Here is a 20,745-nt window from a genome sequence, read left to right as displayed (position 1 = left end):
GGACGGCTAATTGTCCAAACAAGATGCGGCTGATTATCTGAATCTTAATATGAAACAAAAAAGCCCGCGTGAATAGACGCGGGCTTCGTTAATTTATCTTAAAAAAGGCTATTTCACCTCTTCGTAGTCAACATATTCACCGCCCTTCATCGACGATCCCCCTTTTCGCGTTGGAGCCGAAGCTACCCGCGTTTCACCTTCCCGCACCGGCTGGGTACGTTCGGTAGCGCGGCGTTGCTCCTTCACCAACTGCCGACCAACCAGCAAATAGAAAACGAACCGGCGGACTGGCGGCACAAAAATGATGAGCAGGGTAAAAACGAGCAGGACTTTTAACAACATAATCAACGCAGGTTTGAATAAGAATAACGCCTGTGCGTGCAGTTTAGTTTATTGGCCGTATAAGGCCTTGCCGGCAGCTTCATACTTATCGCCCGCTACCCAGAAAGGCCGGGCGCTGCGATCAGCGATGAGGCGGGCGGCCCGGGCGTATGACTGGCAGAACTTTAGCAAGTACTCGAAATCGATCGTTTCGGGGTTATCCGATACCTGATGGTAGTTCTTCATCAACTCCTCATCAAACGCCTTGAACCCCTCTGAAAGCGTAGGCGCCGGAATACCTTTCGCCGCAAAGCTCACATTATCAGACCGGTCGAACAAGCCCTGCTCAGGAGCTGGATCGGCGAAAACAGACAAACCAAACTGAGCGGCTGCCTGCTCAATCTCGGCCTTTGCGCCAGTACGGTCGAGGCCAATCACCGAAATCAGCTTCGTGTCATTATAACCCGCCCCATCGATATTAAAGTTGAATACAGTCTGCTTCAGGGGCACAAGTGGATGCTCGGCATAATACCGGCTGCCTAGCATGCCCACTTCTTCGCCAATCAGCGCCACCACGATGACCGACCGTTTGGGGCGTTGGGCCATCAGCGTTTTCGAGGCGGCAATCAGCGCCACTGTACCCATGCCGTTGTCACGGGCACCATTATAAATAGTGTCGGCAGCGGTGACCGAACCCACACCTGCCTTACCTGTACCAATATGGTCATAATGGGCGGTAAGCAGCACATACTCCGATTTAAGGGTCGGGTCTGTGCCTTCGATAATTCCGGCCACGTTTGCTGTATTGAGCATCTGAGCCGCCCGGCCCGACGTGCGCACCATTACCGACTTATTATCTTTCAGGGTAGCTAACTGCCCTTTACCGTTATCGGCCCAAATGTGGAGCAGAGGCGCTTGTCCGGTTGCTTCAGCGGGCGGCGTACTGATCTGCTCACTGTTGAAATAGCGATTTGCAAACGTCCAGGGCGTAGCAGGTGAGGCAAACAACTCAATGATACCCAAGGCGCCCCGTTCGGCGGCCAGTTTACGCTTTTCAGTCATGGCCCCAATCAGATCACGGGGCGTTTTAGCTTCAGACGACCCTACCTGGGTGATCACAAATTTGCCTTTCACGTCTTTACCCGCATAGTCCTCCGCCGTGAGTCCATACCCAACGTACACGCTTGGGGCCGTCTGATTAGCCGCGCCGCCCGATACCACGACAAACTGCTTACCAACGGCCAGTGAATCGGCGCCAAACCGGATAGTTCCGGTGGCTGTTGGCTGGGTACGTTGCAGCGCCACGTTCTGATAATAGCTGCCATTATCACCGGCGGGTTTCAGACCCAATTGCCGAAACTGCTCGGCCAGGTAACGGGCGGAAATCTGGCTCCCGGGTGAGCCCGTACGGCGACCCTGTAGTTCATCCGACGCGATAAAGCGGAGGTGTGCTTCTAATTCGGCGCGGGTTAGTTGCGACTCTGGAATCGACACCGGAACGGCTGTTACAGTAGCTACAGCGCGTTTTCCGGGTTTCTGTGGCTGAGCATTACCAGCTGTTGTGGCGGCTACAAATGCGAAAGCGGTGGCCCCCATAAGAGACCACCGACCAACTGAATAAGTCATTGATGCGGAAACAAAAATTCCCATGTTATGCAACGCCGTTTGGGTTACTAACAGGGGAATTTGGGTGAAAAGAAGAATAAGATAAAATGGCGCTAAGTGCTGAGGGGCGAGGTGCCCGTTCAATCTTGTCCATTAATGCCCGAAGTTCGAGCGTATCGAGGAAGAACCCCATCAATTCAGGTTCGGCCATTAGGGCCTCTTCAATCAGAAGGTTCTCCTCCTCGGAAGTTTCTTCGTAGACGTATCGGATGACGTCATCTTGGGTAAATGTTTTTGTCATAGCTTACAGGACGTTTGCTTAACTGCTTGCGCAGGTTTATAAGTGCATAACGCATACGTCCCAAAGCGGTGTTGATGCTGACTCCGGTTGCATCGGCGATCTCTTGGAAACTCATTTCCTCGTAGTGCCGCATAATAAGTACCTGGCGCTGTTGCTCCGGCAATCGCTGAATCAGCTCGCGCAGGTGCTCATGTGTCTCCCGCCGAATCTGCACGGCCTCCACGGAGTCCTCTGCAAATTCAAGTGTGTTGAACACATTGCTTCCGTCTTCAAACACTACGTTGGGGTAGCGTTTATCTCGCCGGAAATAGTCGATGGCCAGATTGTGAGCAATGCGGATAATCCAGGGAAGAAATTTGCCTTCTTCATTGTATCGCCCGGACTTAATGGTATCAACAGCCTTAATAAAGGTGTCCTGCATTAGATCCTCGGCAATATACTGATCCTTGACAATAAGATAGATGGTTGTATAAACCTTGTTCTTATGCCGTAAAACCAGCTTTTCGAAGGCTTTCTCACTACCACGGATGTACGACGAAATAAGCTCGCTGTCGTTAACCTGGGCTTTTTCCATTTCAGAAAGACAATTAGGTAACGTAGAGCGTTTAGTCGATAGTGTGTGTCCGGGTTAAGAATTGTGAGATGAGGCAGAATTTAATATCAAAGTAACAAATTATGCCGAAAACTTACAAGAGTTGCGTGTAACTTTTTGTAACGATAGTACAATACAGCACTAAATTAGTAAATATTCCTCTAAAACTATACCAAACTATACGTGAACTGTGAGTAAATGGATGCGTGGGGGCTCAATTTAATTGACAAAAAATCGTTGCGAGGGTTTAATTGAGAGCCGTAAACTACCTTCGCCCTCAAAAAACGAGGATTAAGCCACGTACTATGAAATTCGAAAAACACATCTTTGTCTGTACAAATCAGAAAGAAGCGCCCAAAAAATCGTGCGGCGCTGAACACGGCGCAGCCTTGCTCGACGCCTTCAAACAGGAAATTACTCAGCGGGGTTTACAAAAGCAGGTACGTGCTCAGCGAGCGGGCTGTTTAGACGCCTGTGCCTTTGGTCCAGCCTTAGTCATTTATCCAGAGGGCACTTACTATGGTAACGTGCAAGTAGGCGATATCGCTGAAATTGTAGAAAAGCATGTTGTCAACAATGAGGTAGTTGAGCGACTGGCGCTCGATTTCTAAGTTTGAGGCAGTAAAGTCAGGCTACCTCGTTGCGACAGGTCACACTGGAGACAACTTCCTGACTTTTACTGCCTTTACCTATTTTTATGTACAAGCACCTTTTTTTTGACCTCGATCATACCCTTTGGGATTTTGACCGCAACTCGTCGGAATCGATCACAGAAATTTACACAGCGCACCGCCTGAATGAGTTGGGCATTTCGTCGTCCGACGCCTTTGCCGAGACATTCATTACAGTGAACCGAAAGCTATGGCGCGATTACGACCTCGATTTGATCGGACATGAGTATATCCGGCAACATCGATTCCCGATGGTATTCAATGCATTGGGCATAGAAGACACCCAATGCTGCGCGGATCTGAACGCCGATTACCTGCGTCTACTCCCCCAGAAAGCGCACCTGACCGAGTCGGCCCGTGAGCTACTGGAGTACCTGCATGGTCGCTACCGGATGCACATCATCACCAACGGATTTGCCGAGATTCAGGCCGTGAAAATGGCGGCATCAGACATTGCGCATTTCTTTGAAGAAGTGATCACTACCCAGTCGGCGGATGCGAAGAAGCCGAACCCGCGTATTTTTGAGTATGCATTACAGGCTAGCGGCGCAACCGTTGCCGAAAGCCTGATGCTGGGTGACAATTACGAAGCCGATATTCTGGGCGCCAAAGCCGTTGGGCTGGATACAGTTTTCTATAACCCGAAAGGCGAACAGGTCGACGACCCGGCCACGTACGATATCCGCCACTGGAGCGAGTTGATGCGCATCTTGTAAGAAGCCCAAGCTAACGTTGCTGATGAGTTGGCAGTAAAGCCCGGTTGCAACGTCTTTCAACGGTATGAAAATTCTGTATGCCTTCCTGGTTACCCTACTGTCGGGTCCATTGCTTGCCCAGTCGGTCGATGTCTGTATATACGGAGGTACGTCGGCGGGGGTGATGGCGGCAGTGTCGGCTAAACGCTTGGGGAAGACAGTCCTGCTCGTTGAACCTGGCCGTCATCTGGGCGGCTTGTCGGCCGGTGGACTGGGCGCGACCGATATTGGTAATAAGTTTGCCGTGACGGGGCTGGCCCGCCATTTCTACCGGCGGATTGGGGCACACTATGGCCGGTTGGAACAATGGACGTTCGAGCCACACGTGGCCGAATCACTCTTCACAACGTACCTGCGGGAGGCTCGTATTACGCCGTTGCTTAGCTATCGCCTCCAGGCAGTGCGAAAAAAAGACGACCAGATTGTGTCAATCCGGCTAGAGCCCACAGCTAGTCGGAGCGGAAAGGGCGGCGATCTGAAAACGATTTACGCAAAGCAGTTTATCGATTGTAGCTATGAAGGCGACCTGATGGCCAAAGCGGGGGTTCATTACACCGTTGGGCGGGAAGCCAATAGCCAATACGGCGAAACCTGGAACGGCGTACAGCTACTTGATAAACACCAGTTTCCGGCGGGTGTCGACCCCTACAACGTGCCTGGCAAACCCGAAAGCGGACTGATATGGGGCGTATCGACCGAATCACTAGCCGCCAACGGTACCGGCGACCAGAAAATTCAGGCCTACAACTACCGTATGTGCCTGACCGACGACCCCGCGAATCGCCTTGCCATTACGCGCCCGGCTCGGTACGATTCCACCAAGTACGAACTGTTACTACGCCAGATTCAGCAGAAAACGCCCACCGAACTCACCTGGAACCTGATGCATTTTGTGGCGATGCCAAACCGCAAAACCGACATTAATAACTGCGGCGGTTTATCGACCGATATGATTGGTGCCAACTGGACGTACCCGGACGCGAGCTATGAAGAACGGGAGCAGATCATCCGGGCACATGAAGACTACACCAAAGGCTTCTTCTATTTCATTGGGCACGACCCCCGGATACCCAAACACCTGCGCGACGAGATGCTTCGTTGGGGCTACCCCAAAGACGAATACGTTGATAACGACCATTTTTCGCATCAGCTTTACATACGCGAAGCCCGACGGATGGTAGGCGCGTATGTGATGACGCAGGCCAACTGCGAAGGGAAAGCCACTGTTTCGGATGGAATCGGACTGGCAGCCTACACCATGGACTCACACAATTGCCAGCGCCTGGTAGTAACAGATGCTACGGGTAAGTTCATGGTGCGTAATGAGGGCGATGTGCAGGTGGGTGGATTTCCACCCTATCCCATCAGCTACCGGGCCTTAGTGCCTCAGGCGGGTCAAGCCCGTAATCTGCTTGTTCCAGTCTGCCTCTCAGCTACGCACATCGCCTACGGTTCTATCCGGATGGAGCCGGTATTTATGGTGCTGGGCCAAACAGCAGGGGCAGCAGCGGCGCAGGCCATTGAGGAGGGCGTGGCGGTACAACGGCTCGATGTGGCTCGTTTGCAACGTACTCTGCGCACCAACCCGCTACTGGATGGTAGCCGCCCCGAGCAACTGGTCGATAATGAGGACAGCACGCAGGTTAGCCGAAACGGAACCTGGCAAGTGCTCACCAAAGCCGGGCAGTATGGAAAAACTGCTTTTCTCAGCACCGACACGAAGGCTTCGGTAACGTATCGGCCCACTAATCTGAAGCCAGGCCGTTATCAGATTCACGTATATAATCCGGCTCGTCGGGGAGGCGGTGGCAATCCGGATCAGGTTGCTTACCAGACCGACAAGGCTACCGACGCGCAGGTACAGGTCTTCGATGGCACAGCAACTAAAAGTCTGTCTATCAACCAACAAGAACAAAACAATGACTGGATTAGCCTGGGTACGTACCTGATTGCTTCTGGCAAAACTCCGTCTGTGTCGTTTCGCGTCGGGGCCTCATCTGAGCCGGTCGTTGCCGATGCGGTGTTGTTTTTACCCATTCATTAACCAAATCAACAAACATGATTCTTCAACAAACAACGGCGCTGGTCACAGGTGGTGCGTCTGGCCTCGGCGAGGCAACCGTCCGGGCTTTTCACGCAGCAGGAGCCAACGTCATCATTGCCGACCTCAACCAGGATCGCGGCAACGCGCTGGTCACCGAACTGGGCGACCGGGTGCGTTTTGCTCTGACCAACGTAGCGAACGAATCGGATGTGCGGCAGGCCATTTCCCTGGCTACCGACACGTTTGGAGCCTTACACATTGTTGTCAACTGCGCCGGCATCGCCGAAGCCCGCAAGACCATCGGTAAGGTAAACGGCGAGTACGGTCCTCATTCGCTCGATGCCTTCCGAAAAACTATTGAGGTTAACCTGATCGGTACATTCAACGTAATCAGGCTGGCTGCTTTTGCCATGGAAGCGAACGTACCCAACGCCGACGGCGAACGGGGTGTGATCATCAATACAGCGTCGGTAGCGGCCTACGACGGGCAGATTGGTCAGGCTGCCTACTCGGCCTCGAAGGGTGGTATTGTTGGCATGACCCTCCCCATTGCCCGCGACTTGGCAAAATCAGGCATCCGGGTGATGACCATTGCACCGGGGCTGTTTGAAACGCCGTTGCTGGCTGGTTTGCCCGAGGAAGCCCGTATCTCGCTGGGACAGCAAGTCCCTTTCCCCTCGCGGCTTGGTCGCCCAGCGGAATATGGAATGTTGGCCAAAAGTATCGTCGAAAACCCCATGCTCAATGGCGAAGTTATCCGCCTCGACGGAGCCATTCGCATGGGGCCGAAATAAGTGGTTTGAGGTTTGTGGGCACGCTGTTGATCAACCAACTGGTGCGGTGCTATGGCAGCGCAACCACAAACCTCAAACGACAAACACCAAACACCAAACCAACCTACACTCCTCCCATTGCTTTCACGTACTGTGAGGGGGTCTGTCCGGTTACGTCCCGGAACTGGCGGTTAAAATTCGACATGGTGCGAAAGCCGCTTTCGTAACCAATCTGCGAGATAGACAAGTCACTGTTCAACAGTAATTTGCAGGCGTGGCCAATCCTGATCTCCGTTACAAAATCAACGAATGTTTTGTTGGTTCGCACCTTGAAGTACCGGCAAAATGCAGACGGAGTGAGCCCAGCTAGGTCGGCTACGGTGTCTAACTTGATGGCTTCGTGAAAATGCGTCAATACGTACGTATGCACGGCCTGCATGCGCCGGTACGCCTGAGACGAAGCACTGCCTTCGTCGGCGTCAGCGGGCTTCATAGGGTTACTGTAGTTGGCGCTTGTAATAAGCTGGGCATCAGTGGCATGGGCTAGGTCGTCGAGCAGAGCCAGGAAATCGAGCACCCGCCGAAACGTAGGCGCTTGTACAACCAGCTTTCTAAGCGCAACAATGGTTTGCTCATGGGTTTCTTCCACCCAGGTTAAGCCCTGACGCGAATTGTCGAGTAGCTGCCGGATGCGATTCATTTCCGGTTTATTGAAAAAATCGGTACCCAGGCAATCTTCGGTAAAATAAACGACCAGTCCGTGCGTCTGTAAACCAGAGTTAGGCACGAAATATTCCTGATCACTACGCCATAGATGGGGTAAATCGGGCCCGATCATAACCAGATCGCCAGGGGCAAAAGGGCGAATGGAATCACCTATAAAACGGGTACCGGTTCCCTCTTCAACCAGAAACAGTTGATAGTGCGGATGAAAATGCCAGTTTGGATCGAAGTGTGGCTCGATCAGGTCTCTAACAACGAACGAACCAATACCCGACTCAATGTCCTTTCGTAGGGCAGATTTCATAATTTAAACCTAAGAGTATGCATGAATTAACAGGATCGTAGCTTTTACTTCTGTGTAGTTGCAAAAATAAAGTCAATATTAGATAAAAGTAGGCCAACTACATAAATAGAACAAAGATAGCTTTGTAGAAATATTTCCTGAATCAGTAGTACGAACCTTATAACCAACTACGTATGAATCGGCTTGGCATGAACCTGTTTACCTGGACGATGACCATGGATGAGGACCTTTCGGGTACGCTGGCGTATCTGAAGCAAACAGGTTTTGACTTTGTGGAAATGCCAGTCGGTACTACACCCGGTGAATCGCCCAATCTGGCAAAGTGGCAACGGCTTGGCCGACAGGCATCGGCCCTGGGACTCGATGTGCAAACCTGTTCATTGCTGCCGCCTGCACTGACTCTGCTCAGTCCCGACGCGGCTGTCCGGAAAGCGGGCGTAACGTACCTAAAGCAGATCGTTGATTGCTCGGCGGCGGCCGAATCATCAATTTTGATGGGACCGTTTTTCGCAGGTTTCAAACTTTTTTCCGGGAAGCCCGCTACGGCCGACGAGTGGGCCTGGTCGGTAGAAAGCATGTATGCCATTGCTGAGCATGCTCAGACACGAGGTGTTATGCTAGCTATCGAATCGCTCAACCGATTTGAGACGTACCTGCTCACCTGCGCCGACGACACCCGGCGCTACATTGAAGCCGTAGACCATCCCTATTGCCGTGCGGCTTTCGATAGCTTCCACGCCAACATTGAGGAAAAAAATGTGGCCGATGCCATCCGAACTCTGGCTCCCTACTTGGTACACGTGCAGCTTTCAGAAAACGACCGGTCGACACCCGGACAAGGGCAGGTAAACTTTACCAACATACTTCAGACATTAGCCGATGTCGATTATTCCGGTCCGCTGGCGATTGAAGCGTTTGGCGTTAATCCACCCGAACTGGCTGCTGCCACCCATATTTTCCGGCCTATGTTCACGTCGCCCGAGCAACTGGCCAGAGACGGCTACGCGTATTTGACCGACGTACTGAAAAACAAACTAAAACACAGAATCGCGGTAAGCACAGCGGTTTAAGAAAACGCATCTGCTTTTGCACCATGCTGACGGACAACTCTACGTTTAACTCCTTTTTTACACTTTTATAATGATTAACATCGCCATTGTAGGCCTGGGATTTGGGGCCGAGTTTATTCCAATTTATCAGCGCCACCCGTTGGCCAATATGTATGCCATTTGCCAGCGAAACGTTGAGAGTCTGAACAAAATCGGCGATGCCTACGGGATTGACGTGCGGTATAGTAGCTATGACGAACTATTGGCCGATCCCAACGTCGACGCCGTGCATATCAACTCACCCATTCCGAACCACGCTGAGCAAAGCCTGAAAGCCCTGCGTGCGGGTAAACATGTAGCCTGCACCGTTCCGATGGCTACCACCGTTGACGAGTGTAAGGAAATCGTGCGGGTAACGCGTGAAACCGGCATGAAATACATGATGATGGAGACTGTGGTCTATGCCCGCGAGTTTCTGTTTGTCAAAGAAATGTATGAGAAAGGCGAATTGGGTAAGGTGCAGTTTCTGAAAGCCAGCCACCAGCAGGATATGGATGGCTGGCCCGATTACTGGCCGGGCCTCCCTCCTATGCACTACGCCACCCACTGCGTTGGTCCCGTTGCGGGTCTGCTCCGTCTGGAAGCCGACTACGTTTCCTGCTTTGGTTCAGGCACGATCCGCCCCGAGCTAGCGGCTATTCACAATTCGCCATTTGCCGTCGAGTCGGCGCACATCAAGTTCAAAAACAGCGACTTGTCAGCTTATGTGTACCGGTCGCTATTCGACGTTGCCCGTCAGTACCGCGAAAGCTTCGAGGTGTATGGCGATAAGAAGTCGTTTGAGTGGCAACTGATCGAAGACGAGCAGCCAGTAATTCATACGGCGAAGAAGCCAGAACCTGAAATTCCGGAGAAAGTAACCGTGCCCGACTACGCACACCTGCTGCCAGCCGAAATTCAGCGTTTTACCACAAAAGGTGTATACGATGCCGACGAAACGCAACACCTCTCGTTTACGCAGGGTGGTGGGCACGGCGGCTCGCACCCCCACATGGTACACGAATTCCTGACGGCCCTCACCGACGATCGCGATCCATTCCCGAACGCGGCTCAATCGGCCAACTGGACAAGCGTTGGCATTCTGGCCCACGAGTCGGCCATGCGGGGTGGTGAGATAATGAAATTACCTGACTTTGAGTGATATATGCCGGGTATTGGCCCAGAGACACTGAGTTAGAGCAGGCAAACAGCCTCGTAACCAGTGTCTATACCTTTAGTAGGCAATACCCCAACCCAACTGACCCAGTCAACTTGAAAAACGATGTATAGCTCATGGCTTTCTCACTAAACCGATCATTGCTGGTAACCGCGCTCACAACGCTGGTACTGGCAAACTGCACCCGTACTCCTTCCAGGGTTGTGAAGGAGATGGACGGTAATTCAACAACCAGTTCCCTGTCTTCGTCGGCGCGGAAGAGTGGCCCACGCCGCACGGAAATTCTGTTTCTGGGCGACAACGGCCACCACAAACCCATCGAACGGGTTCCGCAGTTGATGGCGGCGTTAGGAAGCAAGGGCATCAACATCACGTATACCGACAAGCTGGCCGACCTCAACGCCGACAATCTGGCGAAGTACGATGGCTTGTTGATCTACGCGAACTGGGACACCATTCCAAAGCCACAGGAGCGCGCCCTGCTCGACTATGTGGCGGCCGGTCATGGCGTTATACCGGTTCACTGCGCTTCTTATTGTTTCCGGAATTCACCCGAGTACGTCGACAAGGTAGTTGGCGGGCAGTTCTGGCGGCACCGGATGGATACGATCCAGACCCGGTTTACGCAGCCGAACAACGCACTGACAAACGGTTTGGCTTCGTTCAAAGCGTTTGACGAAACGTACCTGCACACGCACCTTCAGGCCGACAACAACGTGCTGGCCGTTCGCGAAATCAAGGCCGATCAGGCAAAAGACAAGCCAGGCGTTACCGAAGAACCTTACACCTGGACACGTACCTACGGAAAAGGCCGCGTATTCTACACCGCCTACGGACATGACGAACGTACCTGGGGACAGCCTGCTTTTCAAGAGTTGCTGGAACGCGGCATTCTGTGGGCAGTAGGCGATGTAGTGAAAAAGCAGCACGACGACCTGAAGCCACAGGCGTTTGCGTACAAGGCGGCTAACCTGCCAAACTACGAAAAGCGCCCTGGCGAGCAAATGGAGCAACTGCCCCTGTCGCCTGAAGAATCGATGAAGCACATTCAGGTGCCGGTCGATTTTACGATGAACCTGTTCGCGCACGAGCCTAACGTGATGCACCCGATTGCCATGACCTGGGATGATCGCGGCCGGCTCTATGTCCTGATTACCAAGGATTACCCCAACGAGCGTAAACCCGAAGGTGGCTCCGATTCGATTGTGATCTGCGAAGACACCGATGGCGACGGCAAAGCGGATAAGTTTACCAACTTCGCCGACGGCCTGAGCATCCCAACGGGTATGGCCTTTGCCAATGGCGGGCTGGTGGTGTCGCAGGCACCGCATATGCTGTATCTACGTGATACCAACGGCGACGATAAAGCCGATGAAAAGAAGATTCTGTTCACAGGCTTCGGTACGTTTGACACCCACGCCGGACCAAGCAACCTGCACTATGGTTTCGATAACTGGGTATGGGGTAGCGTAGGCTATTCAGGTTTCAAAGGCGTGGTGGGCAACAATCCAGACACGCTTCGGTTCAGCCAGGGCTTTTTCCGCTTTAAGCCTGACGGTTCACAGCTCGAGTACATGACTAACACCTCAAACAATACTTGGGGACTTGGTTTCGACGAAACGGGCAACGTATTTGGCTCTACCGCCAACAACAGCCACGGCTGGTATATGGCCATTCCAAACAAATCGTTCAATGCCCGTCCAGGTACGATGCTTGGCGGTCGCAGCACCGATACCCACAAGGATATGAAGCCTATTACCGAGCGGGTACGTCAGGTAGACGTATTTGGCGGCTTTACGGCAGCGGCGGGTCACAACCTGTACACCGCTCGGGCGTTCCCAAAAGAATACTGGAACCAGGTAGCCTTTGTTAGTGAGCCAACCGGCCACATTGTTCACCAGAACCGAATGGTGAAACAGGGTTCTGACTTCTCAGATGCCGAAACCGGTGCGGGTAGCTTCAACCTGATGGCTGGTGCCGACGAGTGGTTCGCCCCCGTATTTGCCGAAGTAGGACCAGACGGCGCTGTTTGGGTAGCCGACTGGTATAGCTACATCATCCAGCATAACCCAGTGCCACAAGGGTTCAAGAATGGATCTGGCAACGCCTACGAAACACCTCTTCGTGACTTTACGCATGGCCGTATTTACCGGGTTGGGTATAGCAAAGCACCTACCTACACGGCTCCCAAGCTGGATCGGAACAACCCGGCCAGCCTGGTATCTGCGTTGAAAAATACGAATCAGTTCTGGCGCATGCACGCACAACGTATGTTGGTTGAGCGTGGTAATAAAGATGTGGCGCCTCAGCTTTGGGCCATTGTAAATGATCCGTCCGTCGACGAGATCGGTATCAATGCCCCAGCTGTTCACGCGCTATGGACGCTCCACGGACTAGGTGCTATTTCGCCCAATGAACTGGAGAAAGCTTTGAAACACCCTTGCGCCGGTGTGCGTAAAACAGCGGTTCAGGTTATGCCCCGTACCAGCGCAGGAACAACGACGCTGTTGGCACAACGGGCTTTGTATGATGCAGAGCCACTTGTTGTGCTGAACAGTTTGCTTGCCCTGAGCGAAGCACCGGCCAGCCCGGCAACCGACGAAGCCGTATTGACCCGTCTGCGCGAGACAAAAGGAAACGATGACCGGTGGCTTCCCGATGCGTTTGCCTGTGCGTTTAACAGCAACAATGCCCGCCTGCTCCATCAGTGGCTTGGTTCGATCAGCAAGCCTGCTGCAACGGGTGCCGCTTCTGGTGCCACAGCCAGTATGCATGCCGGTATGGACCATAGCCAGCATGGACCAATGGCCAGCACAGCCGCGCCCGTAGAGCAACCAGCTACTCAGCCAACGGCGGCAGCTACGTTACGCAAAGTGAATGGCATTGATCTGATGGTGAGCAAAGTAGTAACAGAACCGCTACGGCCTACTGTTCGGGAACCAGCCCGTACGACTATTTATATCACCAACCAGGGTACTGAAGCGCTGCCAAAAGGTACAATCGTCCCGCTGAACATTCGCTTCGAGGGTAGCAATGCAGCTACCGCCGGACCCAAGGTCGATTTCATCAGCCGTACGTTCAATGCGGGTATTGCGCCGGGCGAAACAGTAGCCATTACCCGGACTAACAATGGTCCCTGGGTTGGAGATCTGTCTGTAATGGGCGAAAAAGCCGGTGACTACAACCTCGTGATCAGCATTGACAAAGATGTTACGTTTACGGATGCTGACCGTCGGAACAATAACCACACGGCCAAAATTACGTTCCGGGCTCCAGCTCAGCTGCGCACGGTAGCGCTGGAACGGGCCGCCCGCGCCTACGCCTCAACCGCCACGCCCGATTCGATGGTGATGATGTTGCAGAAAGCAACGAAACTCGACAACGACGAAGCAACGGCCCTGGTGAAAGGCTTATCAGACGGGTACCCCTTCATGCGTCGGCAACGGCCTGGCGATGGCCAGCAGCCACAGCCAGTTCTGGGTAAAAACCAGCAGACCCTGCTGGCCAGCATCAACACCAGTCTCCCAGAAGATGCCCGTCCGCGCCTGAATCGCCTGCTTGAAGCCTGGGGTATGCGTGACCCCAACGCCGACATGGACCCCGACGCGCTGGTGATTCAGATGAAGACAGTGCGTGAAGAGATGCGCTTCGACAAAAAAACCTTTAGCGTACCAGCTGGTAAAACGGTAATCATAGTGTTGGAAAACCCCGACGCGATGCAGCATAACCTGGTGGTTGGCAAGCCTAAATCAACTGATCGGATTGGTAAACTGGCCGATGCCATGATTACAGCCAAAGACGGTGCTGAGAAAAACTACGTACCTGAGTCATCGGATATTCTGGCCGCTACGGCCCTGGTGAATCCGAATCAGACGGTGCGGTTGCGGTTCAAAGCTCCCGATCAGCCTGGCGATTACCCATATCTGTGTACATTCCCCGGTCACTGGCGTATCATGAACGGCGTCATGACGGTAACAGCAGCGCCTAAAGCAGCGGCAGCAGCTAAGTAATAAGCAGTAGATACCAGTAACAGGAAACGGTTATCGGGTAGCAGATTTGGTCCAGCGCTATATGGACCATTCCGTTACCCGATAACCGTTTCCTTATTAGTAGTAACCGGTTTCCCACTGGCTCAGATAAGCCAACTGTATGTAGCTACACTGGTTCTACAGGTTGAGTATACAAACCCCTACTCAATAACGTTATGCCTTATATTCAAACGAATGACACCCGTTTTGGTGAGCCTGTAAACCTGTTTGTTCAGGACGTAGCTGGTCCATCTTCGACTTCATCATCTACTCCTTCCTCGTTCACGAGCGGAACTACTCAGCCAACCATCGTTTTTATCCACGGGTGGCCATTGAGCCACGAAATGTGGGAAAGCCAGGTCGCCTATTTCGCCGATCGCGGTTACCGTTGCGTAGCCTATGACCGTCGTGGCTTCGGTAAATCATCGAAACCCTGGGGTGGTTATGACTACGATACATTTGCAGATGACCTGAAAGCCGTTATCGATGAACTGAACCTCAACAATGTCGTACTGGTCGGTTTCTCAATGGGTGGCGGTGAAGTAGCCCGTTATTTCAGCCGTCATGGTGGTGCCAACGTAAGCAAAGCTGTTTTGGTTAGTGCCGTTACTCCTTATATGCTGCAGACCGATGATAATCCGGATGGCGTACCTCAAGATACGTTTGATTCGATGACCGAAGACATGAAAAAAGATCGGTACGCCTTCCTGGAAACCTTCGCTAAACAGTTCTACGGAGTTGGTCTGATGAGCCACCCGGTGAGCCAGGCCCATCTGAACCACGATTTCCTACTGGCATCACTGGCTTCGCCAAAAGCTACACTTGATGCGGCAGGTGCGTTTGCCACCACTGACTTCCGTGATGAGATGCGGACAATTACAGTGCCTACGCTCATCATTCACGGTGATGCCGACAAAACTGTCCCCATTGAGTCATCGGGTGAGAAGTCGCACGAGTTACTGCCTCAGGCAGAGTACAGAGTATATGAAGGGGCTCCACACGGACTTTTCGTGACAGACAGAGATCAACTCAATCAGGACCTCCTGAGTTTTGTAGAAGAAGGAAGCTATAAAGATCAAACCCAGCCTTCGTCGGCGGTGACTTACTAACCCAGTAAGGCCACAAATAAGATCGGGGTACGTAGCGAACAACTGATTGCTACGTACCCCGATCTTATTTGTGAACTATACGGCTACGTTCTTGTCTCTGCTAGATGGATTGTAGGAGCCATTGACGTTTTGGGACAACGGATTTTAAACTCGCTGCCTTTCCCTACTTCGCTTACCAGTTCAAGATGCCAGGCATGCGCTTCAACGATGCGTTGAACGTAACTTAACCCGAGGCCAAATCCTTTTACACTCCCCTGATTATTTTCGCTGACTCGATAAAACGGCTTGAAAACCTTACGCTGTAAATGCTTGGGAATGCCCAGCCCCCTATCAATCACCGCTACCATCAGACACGATCGATCACCTTCTGTCTGAATAATTAGTTCGGGCTCACCCGGACTGTACTTTACGGCGTTATCAAGCAGGTTGTGCAATACATTCGTGAGATGCAGTCTGTCGGCCATCAGGATCGGCTGCGTTGCCTGTAACCGAAGCTTCAGATAAGGGCCATGTCGCTCGGCAATCGATTTAATCAGTTCATGCAGATTTACGGCATCGACGTTTATCGCCAGTCGATCCCGGTCGGCACGCGCCAAACTCAGCATGACATCAACCTGTTGTTGTAGCCGCTGTGTTTCTTCCTGAATAATATGGATATACTTATCGGTACGCTCCTGCGAGGAACGGCCAAAAGGCGTAGCCAGAATATCAGCAGCCATCTTGATTGCTGAGATAGGCGTCTGAAATTCGTGAACAATCGTATCAAGCACCTCTTTGTGCACATACGGCATATTGTGCTCACGGGAATGCCGCCATATCAGGAAGCAAACTGTGAGCAGCAAAGCTGCTGAAGCTGCCCATACGTACCAACCTAGCCGATCAATTTCGGTGCTAAACCAAGTTGACAGCCCAAAAGCGGCAATAATAAGCAGGCCATAGTACCAGTTACGCAAAACATACGTAGCTATATTGTTCATAGGCGACCAGATTCAGGTACGGTGGTTACATAGCCCAGCCAGGCTAAACAGTAGGGCTATAGACGTAAAGTTATAAGTTTCCGTCACAAACAAGCAGTCATATTGTGTTATTAATAAAAGAAGCCCGGCAATGCGGGCTACTAATAATATACTTTACTTATAGGTTAGCCTATTAAGATTTAAGATACAGCCTCTTCCGCTGAAGGATCAGGTTCAGCAGTTGCAGGCTTACTGGTACTGGCTGGCGCAGGTTTGCGCGTGGGCGATGCGGTTGGGGCTTTGGGCCGGGCAGGTGCCTTAGGCTTGGTAGGAGTTGCTACAGGGGTAGCTGGGGGCATGGGCACTGCCTTGAGGGATGGCGTGGGCTCGGTCGCTGCTTTTTTCTCCTTCTTTGCTTTCGCCCGAACAGCGTTCTTCTCTGCTTTAGCAGCGTTCTTGATTGCCTTTTTCGCGTCTTTATGCGCTTTTTTCTCTTCTTTCTTCGCTGCTTTCTCTGTTAACTTGGCAAGTTGCTTCGATTCTTTCTCGGTAAGCTTGCTCAATCGCTTCGCCAACTTCTCAGCGGCCTTCTCGATCGCCTTTTTTATTTTTTTAGTAGCCTCTCCCGCTTCAGCTACTTTTGTTTCAACAGCAACGACGATATCGGCTGCCAAGGCCTTTGTTGGGCTTTGTTTCTTGTTACTTTTTGTCATGATCATGTAAAGGAAAATCCCTAACTAGCTACACACTGTAGGTGTCAAATAAAAGCTTAGCATTACGTCTTTGTTATCTTGTTGACGAAGTCATAGCAGATAACTCCTGCCGTAACGGCTATGTTCAAGGAATGTTTGGTGCCAAATTGAGGAATTTCCACGACATAATCTGCCTGTTCTACTACACTATTGCGAACGCCCATCACTTCATTGCCAAATACAAAGGCATATTTTGTGCCATGATTTGGCACAAAATCAGGTAGTGGGACGCTACCTGCTGCCTGCTCAACGGCCACAATCACATAGCCACGTAGCTGTAAATCAGCCACTAATGCGTCGATATCAGGCGCATGCTGCCACGAGACCGATTCGGTTGCGCCAATTGCGGTCTTGGTAATATCACGATGTGGTGGCGTACCGGTTATGCCGCATAAATAGAGTATATCTACCCTAAATGCATCGGCCGTTCTGAACACAGAACCTACATTGTTCAAGCTTCTGATATCGTCGAGCAACAGGCAATACGGGAACTTCTCGGCAGCTTTAAAATCATCGACCGATAACCGGTTCAACTCCTCAAGGCTAAGTTTGCGTGGGGTATTCATAAGGGCAAAGTAACAACAGATACCTACAGCATACGGTTATCAAGTGTAATCTGCCGGGTAGGACCTGTGCCTGAGGGTCGTCCACTGTTTTCATAAAAGCTTCCTTTACCGGCTCAAATTGGTTAAATTTGTTTAAACTACTGTAGCCAATTTTAGTGAAGACAATTACGCCCAGCAAGCCTCAAAAACCCGCCAAAGAAACACCGCTCAACAAGCAGTTCAATCAGGTAAAAGCCAAGTATCCCGGTGCGCTGCTCCTGTTTCGGGTGGGCGATTTCTACGAAACATTTGGGGAAGATGCCGTAAAAGCCAGTCGTATTCTGGGTATTACGCTCACCAAGCGCAACAACGGCGGGTCGAACGAAGAGCTGGCTGGTTTTCCGCACCACTCGCTGGACACGCACCTCCCCAAACTGGTTCGGGCAGGCGAACGCGTAGCCATTTGTGATCAGCTTGAAGACCCGGCTATGGCCAAAGGCATTGTGAAGCGGGGCGTTACTGAACTGGTGACGCCGGGGGTCTCCTTCAACGATAATGTGCTCGATACCCGGCGAAACAATTACCTCGCCGCCGTTCATTTCGGTAAGGGAGTCGACGAGTTCGGTATTTCTTTCCTCGATATTTCAACAGGTGAATTTCTGGCTTCACAGGGAAACGCGGCCTACATCGACAAGCTACTTCAAAGCTTTAATCCCGCCGAAGTACTGTATTGCAAACGCAACCGGGCCGAGTTCGGCACGCTCTTCGGCGACAAATTTCATACGTTTACGCTCGAAGACTGGGCATTCACCTACGACTTTGGTTACAATTACCTGCGTCAGCATTTTCAGACGACGTCGCTCAAGGGATTCGGTATTGATGGCCTGCCCGACGGCATCATTGCGGCCGGTGTTATTCTGCATTACCTCAACGAAACCGAACATAAGGATCTCCAGCACATTCAGCGTGTGACCCGGCTGGAGGAAGACAGGTACGTCTGGCTCGACCGCTTCACGATCCGTAACCTCGAACTCGTGGCGGCCCAGCAGGAAGGTGGTATTCCGCTGATCCAGATCCTCGACCAGACGGTAACGCCAATGGGTGCGCGTCTGCTGCGCAAGTGGCTGATGCTGCCCCTGAAAGACCGCGCCCTAATCGATGAACGACTCAATCTGGTAGCTTTGCTCCATCAAGACGACGACCTGCTCGACGCCATGCTGACGCACCTTAAACAGATCGGCGACCTGGAACGACTGGTCTCTAAAGTAGCCGTGCGGCGGATAAGCCCACGTGAAATGGTACAGCTAAAGCGATCGTTGCAGCATGTACTGCCCATTAAGGAAATGCTGATTACGGCACTAAGTCAGCATACTGATTCGTCGGGGCGGGATGCCGGCCCGCTGAAAAAGTACGCCGATCAACTAAATCCCCTCTCTTTCCTGCTCGACCGGATCGAAGCCGAACTACGCGATGACCCACCGGTGCTCTCTAACCAGGGCAATATGATCCGGACGGGTATCAATGAAGAACTCGACGAACTGCATAAGCTGGCTTACTCGGGAAAGGAATACCTGTTGCAGCTGCAGGATCGAGAGGTACAGCGTACGGGTATCACGTCGCTGAAGATTGCCTATAATAAGGTTTTCGGCTATTACCTGGAAGTAACCAACGCCCACAAAAACCGCGTTCCCGACGACTGGATTCGTAAACAGACGCTGGTGAATGCAGAACGATACATCACGCCCGAACTGAAGGTCTACGAAGAAAAGATCCTGAACGCGGAAGACCAGATTTTCAGTATTGAATCGCGGATGTTTGGCGAATTGGTAGCCGCTACGGGTGAATATGTGGCAGCCATTCAGCAGAATGCCCGCGCGATTTCAGTGCTCGACGTACTCTCTTCGTTTGCCAAAGTAGCGGTGAAAAACAAGTACGTCCGGCCCGTCTTGAACGACGGTAAAGCCCTGACGATCAAAGATGGCCGCCACCCGGTGATCGAACAGCAGTTACCACCCGGTGAACCCTACGTACCCAATGATGTGCATCTGGATGATGAAACCCAGCAGATCATTGTCATTACCGGCCCCAACATGGCGGGTAAGTCGGCCTTACTGCGACAGGTAGCCCTTATCGTGCTTATGGCACAGGCGGGCAGCTTTGTACCCGCTTCGTCAGCTGAGTTGGGTATTGTCGACAAGATTTTCACGCGGGTAGGTGCCAGCGATAACCTGTCGCGGGGCGAAAGTACGTTTATGGTCGAAATGACCGAAACGGCCAGTATCCTGAATAACCTCAGCGAGCGCAGCCTGGTGCTGATGGACGAGATCGGTCGCGGCACCAGCACCTACGATGGCGTCTCCATTGCCTGGGCCATTACCGAATACATGCATAACACGGACTGTCGCCCCAAAACGCTATTTGCTACCCACTACCACGAACTGAACGACCTGGCCGCCGATCTGCCCCGCATCCGGAATTATAATGTAGCGGTGAAAGAAGTGGGCAACAAGGTCATTTTCCTGCGTAAGCTGAAAGAAGGGGGCTCCGAACACTCGTTTGGTATTCACGTAGCGCAGATGGCGGGTATGCCCGGTAATGTCGTAAAACGGGCCGCCCAGATCCTGACCCAATTAGAGGCGTCGCACCAGCGCGAGGGCAATAAAGAGGCCATTCGTGAGGCGGGCCCGGGCAACGAGCGTGAGTTGGCACTCCGTATTATTGAAGCAGGTGACCCTAAGTCAGAGGCAATCAAAGACAAGCTCCGTACCATTGACGTGAACCGACTCACCCCGATCGAAGCATTACTGAAACTGAACGAGTTACTGAAGATGCTGGAGTAGCAAGCACTTGTAAACCAGTCGGTGTCTACGCTCGATTTACAAACAATCGTGAGTAATCCTACGTTGAATATAGGGTTGAATTACTAGTTGGTTAAACCTTGAGAACAGCATTCTGTCCAAGGTGAAACAATGTTTATTCACGCTTTAAAAACAACTTGTAG

At 52.1% G+C, this 20,745-nt stretch carries 17 protein-coding genes; 9 read left to right on the top strand and 8 right to left on the bottom strand.

What is annotated here, in order from left to right; genetic code table 11:
* Positions 1–108: 108 nt before the first annotated feature.
* From F7231_RS01875 to F7231_RS01860, 4 genes are read right to left on the bottom strand one after another with little or no spacing between them, the layout of a single operon-like run.
* Complete coding sequence (locus F7231_RS01875; RefSeq protein WP_085410222.1) at positions 109–342, bottom strand: DUF4834 domain-containing protein; 234 nt, start codon at positions 340–342, stop codon at positions 109–111.
* Positions 343–390: 48 nt separating this feature from the next.
* Positions 391–1,947: a M28 family peptidase gene (locus F7231_RS01870; RefSeq protein ID WP_229369539.1), complete on the bottom strand. Its 1,557-nt coding sequence runs from the start codon at positions 1,945–1,947 to the stop codon at positions 391–393.
* A 25-nt stretch (positions 1,948–1,972) separates the two neighbouring features.
* Positions 1,973–2,227 (bottom strand): hypothetical protein, encoded by a 255-nt coding sequence (locus F7231_RS01865; RefSeq protein ID WP_085410224.1) that lies wholly within the window; start codon positions 2,225–2,227, stop codon positions 1,973–1,975.
* On the bottom strand, positions 2,202–2,801 hold the full coding sequence (locus F7231_RS01860) for an RNA polymerase sigma factor (protein ID WP_085410225.1): 600 nt from the start codon (positions 2,799–2,801) through the stop codon (positions 2,202–2,204). Before F7231_RS01860 ends, F7231_RS01865 begins: the two co-directional genes overlap by 26 nt.
* Before the next feature lie 323 nt (positions 2,802–3,124).
* Here F7231_RS01860 and F7231_RS01855 point away from each other — a divergent pair, with 323 nt between their 5' ends.
* The 4 genes from F7231_RS01855 (at position 3,125) to F7231_RS01840 (ending at position 7,083) form a co-directional block, all read left to right on the top strand.
* Positions 3,125–3,430: a (2Fe-2S) ferredoxin domain-containing protein gene (locus tag F7231_RS01855; protein ID WP_085410226.1), complete on the top strand. Its 306-nt coding sequence runs from the start codon at positions 3,125–3,127 to the stop codon at positions 3,428–3,430.
* Between the two features lie 86 nt (positions 3,431–3,516).
* Positions 3,517–4,206: a YjjG family noncanonical pyrimidine nucleotidase gene (locus F7231_RS01850; RefSeq protein WP_166690695.1), complete on the top strand. Its 690-nt coding sequence runs from the start codon at positions 3,517–3,519 to the stop codon at positions 4,204–4,206.
* Positions 4,207–4,270: 64 nt separating this feature from the next.
* On the top strand, positions 4,271–6,289 hold the full coding sequence (locus F7231_RS01845) for an FAD-dependent oxidoreductase (protein WP_166690694.1): 2,019 nt from the start codon (positions 4,271–4,273) through the stop codon (positions 6,287–6,289).
* A 14-nt stretch (positions 6,290–6,303) separates the two neighbouring features.
* The gene (locus F7231_RS01840; RefSeq protein ID WP_166690693.1) at positions 6,304–7,083 is read left to right on the top strand and encodes a 3-hydroxyacyl-CoA dehydrogenase; all 780 of its coding nucleotides are present in this window, start codon (positions 6,304–6,306) and stop codon (positions 7,081–7,083) included.
* A 103-nt stretch (positions 7,084–7,186) separates the two neighbouring features.
* Here F7231_RS01840 and F7231_RS01835 read toward each other — a convergent pair whose 3' ends face one another.
* A complete protein-coding gene (locus tag F7231_RS01835; protein ID WP_085410230.1) occupies positions 7,187–8,089 on the bottom strand; it encodes an AraC family transcriptional regulator in 903 nt (300 codons plus the stop codon).
* 173 nt (positions 8,090–8,262) lie between these two features.
* On the opposite strand from F7231_RS01835, the gene F7231_RS01830 reads away from it, so the two are divergent.
* From F7231_RS01830 to F7231_RS01815, 4 genes are all read left to right on the top strand, one after another.
* Complete coding sequence (locus F7231_RS01830; protein WP_166690692.1) at positions 8,263–9,159, top strand: sugar phosphate isomerase/epimerase family protein; 897 nt, start codon at positions 8,263–8,265, stop codon at positions 9,157–9,159.
* Between the two features lie 70 nt (positions 9,160–9,229).
* Positions 9,230–10,339, top strand: a complete 1,110-nt coding sequence (locus F7231_RS01825; protein WP_166690691.1) for a Gfo/Idh/MocA family protein — start codon at positions 9,230–9,232, stop codon at positions 10,337–10,339.
* Between the two features lie 131 nt (positions 10,340–10,470).
* Positions 10,471–14,364 carry a PVC-type heme-binding CxxCH protein gene (locus F7231_RS01820; RefSeq protein ID WP_085410233.1) on the top strand — a complete coding sequence of 1,298 codons (3,894 nt, stop codon included), beginning with the start codon at positions 10,471–10,473 and terminating at the stop codon, positions 14,362–14,364.
* 194 nt (positions 14,365–14,558) lie between these two features.
* Positions 14,559–15,491 (top strand): alpha/beta fold hydrolase, encoded by a 933-nt coding sequence (locus F7231_RS01815; protein ID WP_085410234.1) that lies wholly within the window; start codon positions 14,559–14,561, stop codon positions 15,489–15,491.
* An 83-nt stretch (positions 15,492–15,574) separates the two neighbouring features.
* Here the strand turns inward: F7231_RS01815 and F7231_RS01810 are convergent, their stop codons facing one another.
* The 3 genes from F7231_RS01810 to F7231_RS01800 form a co-directional block, all read right to left on the bottom strand.
* A complete protein-coding gene (locus F7231_RS01810; RefSeq protein WP_085410235.1) occupies positions 15,575–16,468 on the bottom strand; it encodes a sensor histidine kinase in 894 nt (297 codons plus the stop codon).
* A 179-nt stretch (positions 16,469–16,647) separates the two neighbouring features.
* A complete protein-coding gene (locus F7231_RS01805) occupies positions 16,648–17,160 on the bottom strand; it encodes a hypothetical protein (RefSeq protein ID WP_085414950.1) in 513 nt (170 codons plus the stop codon).
* Positions 17,161–17,222: 62 nt separating this feature from the next.
* Positions 17,223–17,765 carry an RNA methyltransferase gene (locus tag F7231_RS01800; protein WP_166690690.1) on the bottom strand — a complete coding sequence of 181 codons (543 nt, stop codon included), beginning with the start codon at positions 17,763–17,765 and terminating at the stop codon, positions 17,223–17,225.
* Positions 17,766–17,920: 155 nt separating this feature from the next.
* Between F7231_RS01800 and mutS the strand changes: the two genes are divergently transcribed.
* Positions 17,921–20,584, top strand: a complete 2,664-nt coding sequence (gene mutS / locus F7231_RS01795) for a DNA mismatch repair protein MutS (RefSeq protein WP_085410237.1) — start codon at positions 17,921–17,923, stop codon at positions 20,582–20,584.
* Positions 20,585–20,745: the final 161 nt, after the last annotated feature.

This window comes from Fibrivirga algicola (assembly GCF_011742925.1).
GTDB classification, from domain to species: domain Bacteria; phylum Bacteroidota; class Bacteroidia; order Cytophagales; family Spirosomataceae; genus Fibrella; species Fibrella algicola.
Note: the sequence above shows the minus strand (reverse complement) of the source record. Positions and strands in the feature narration are given on the sequence as shown.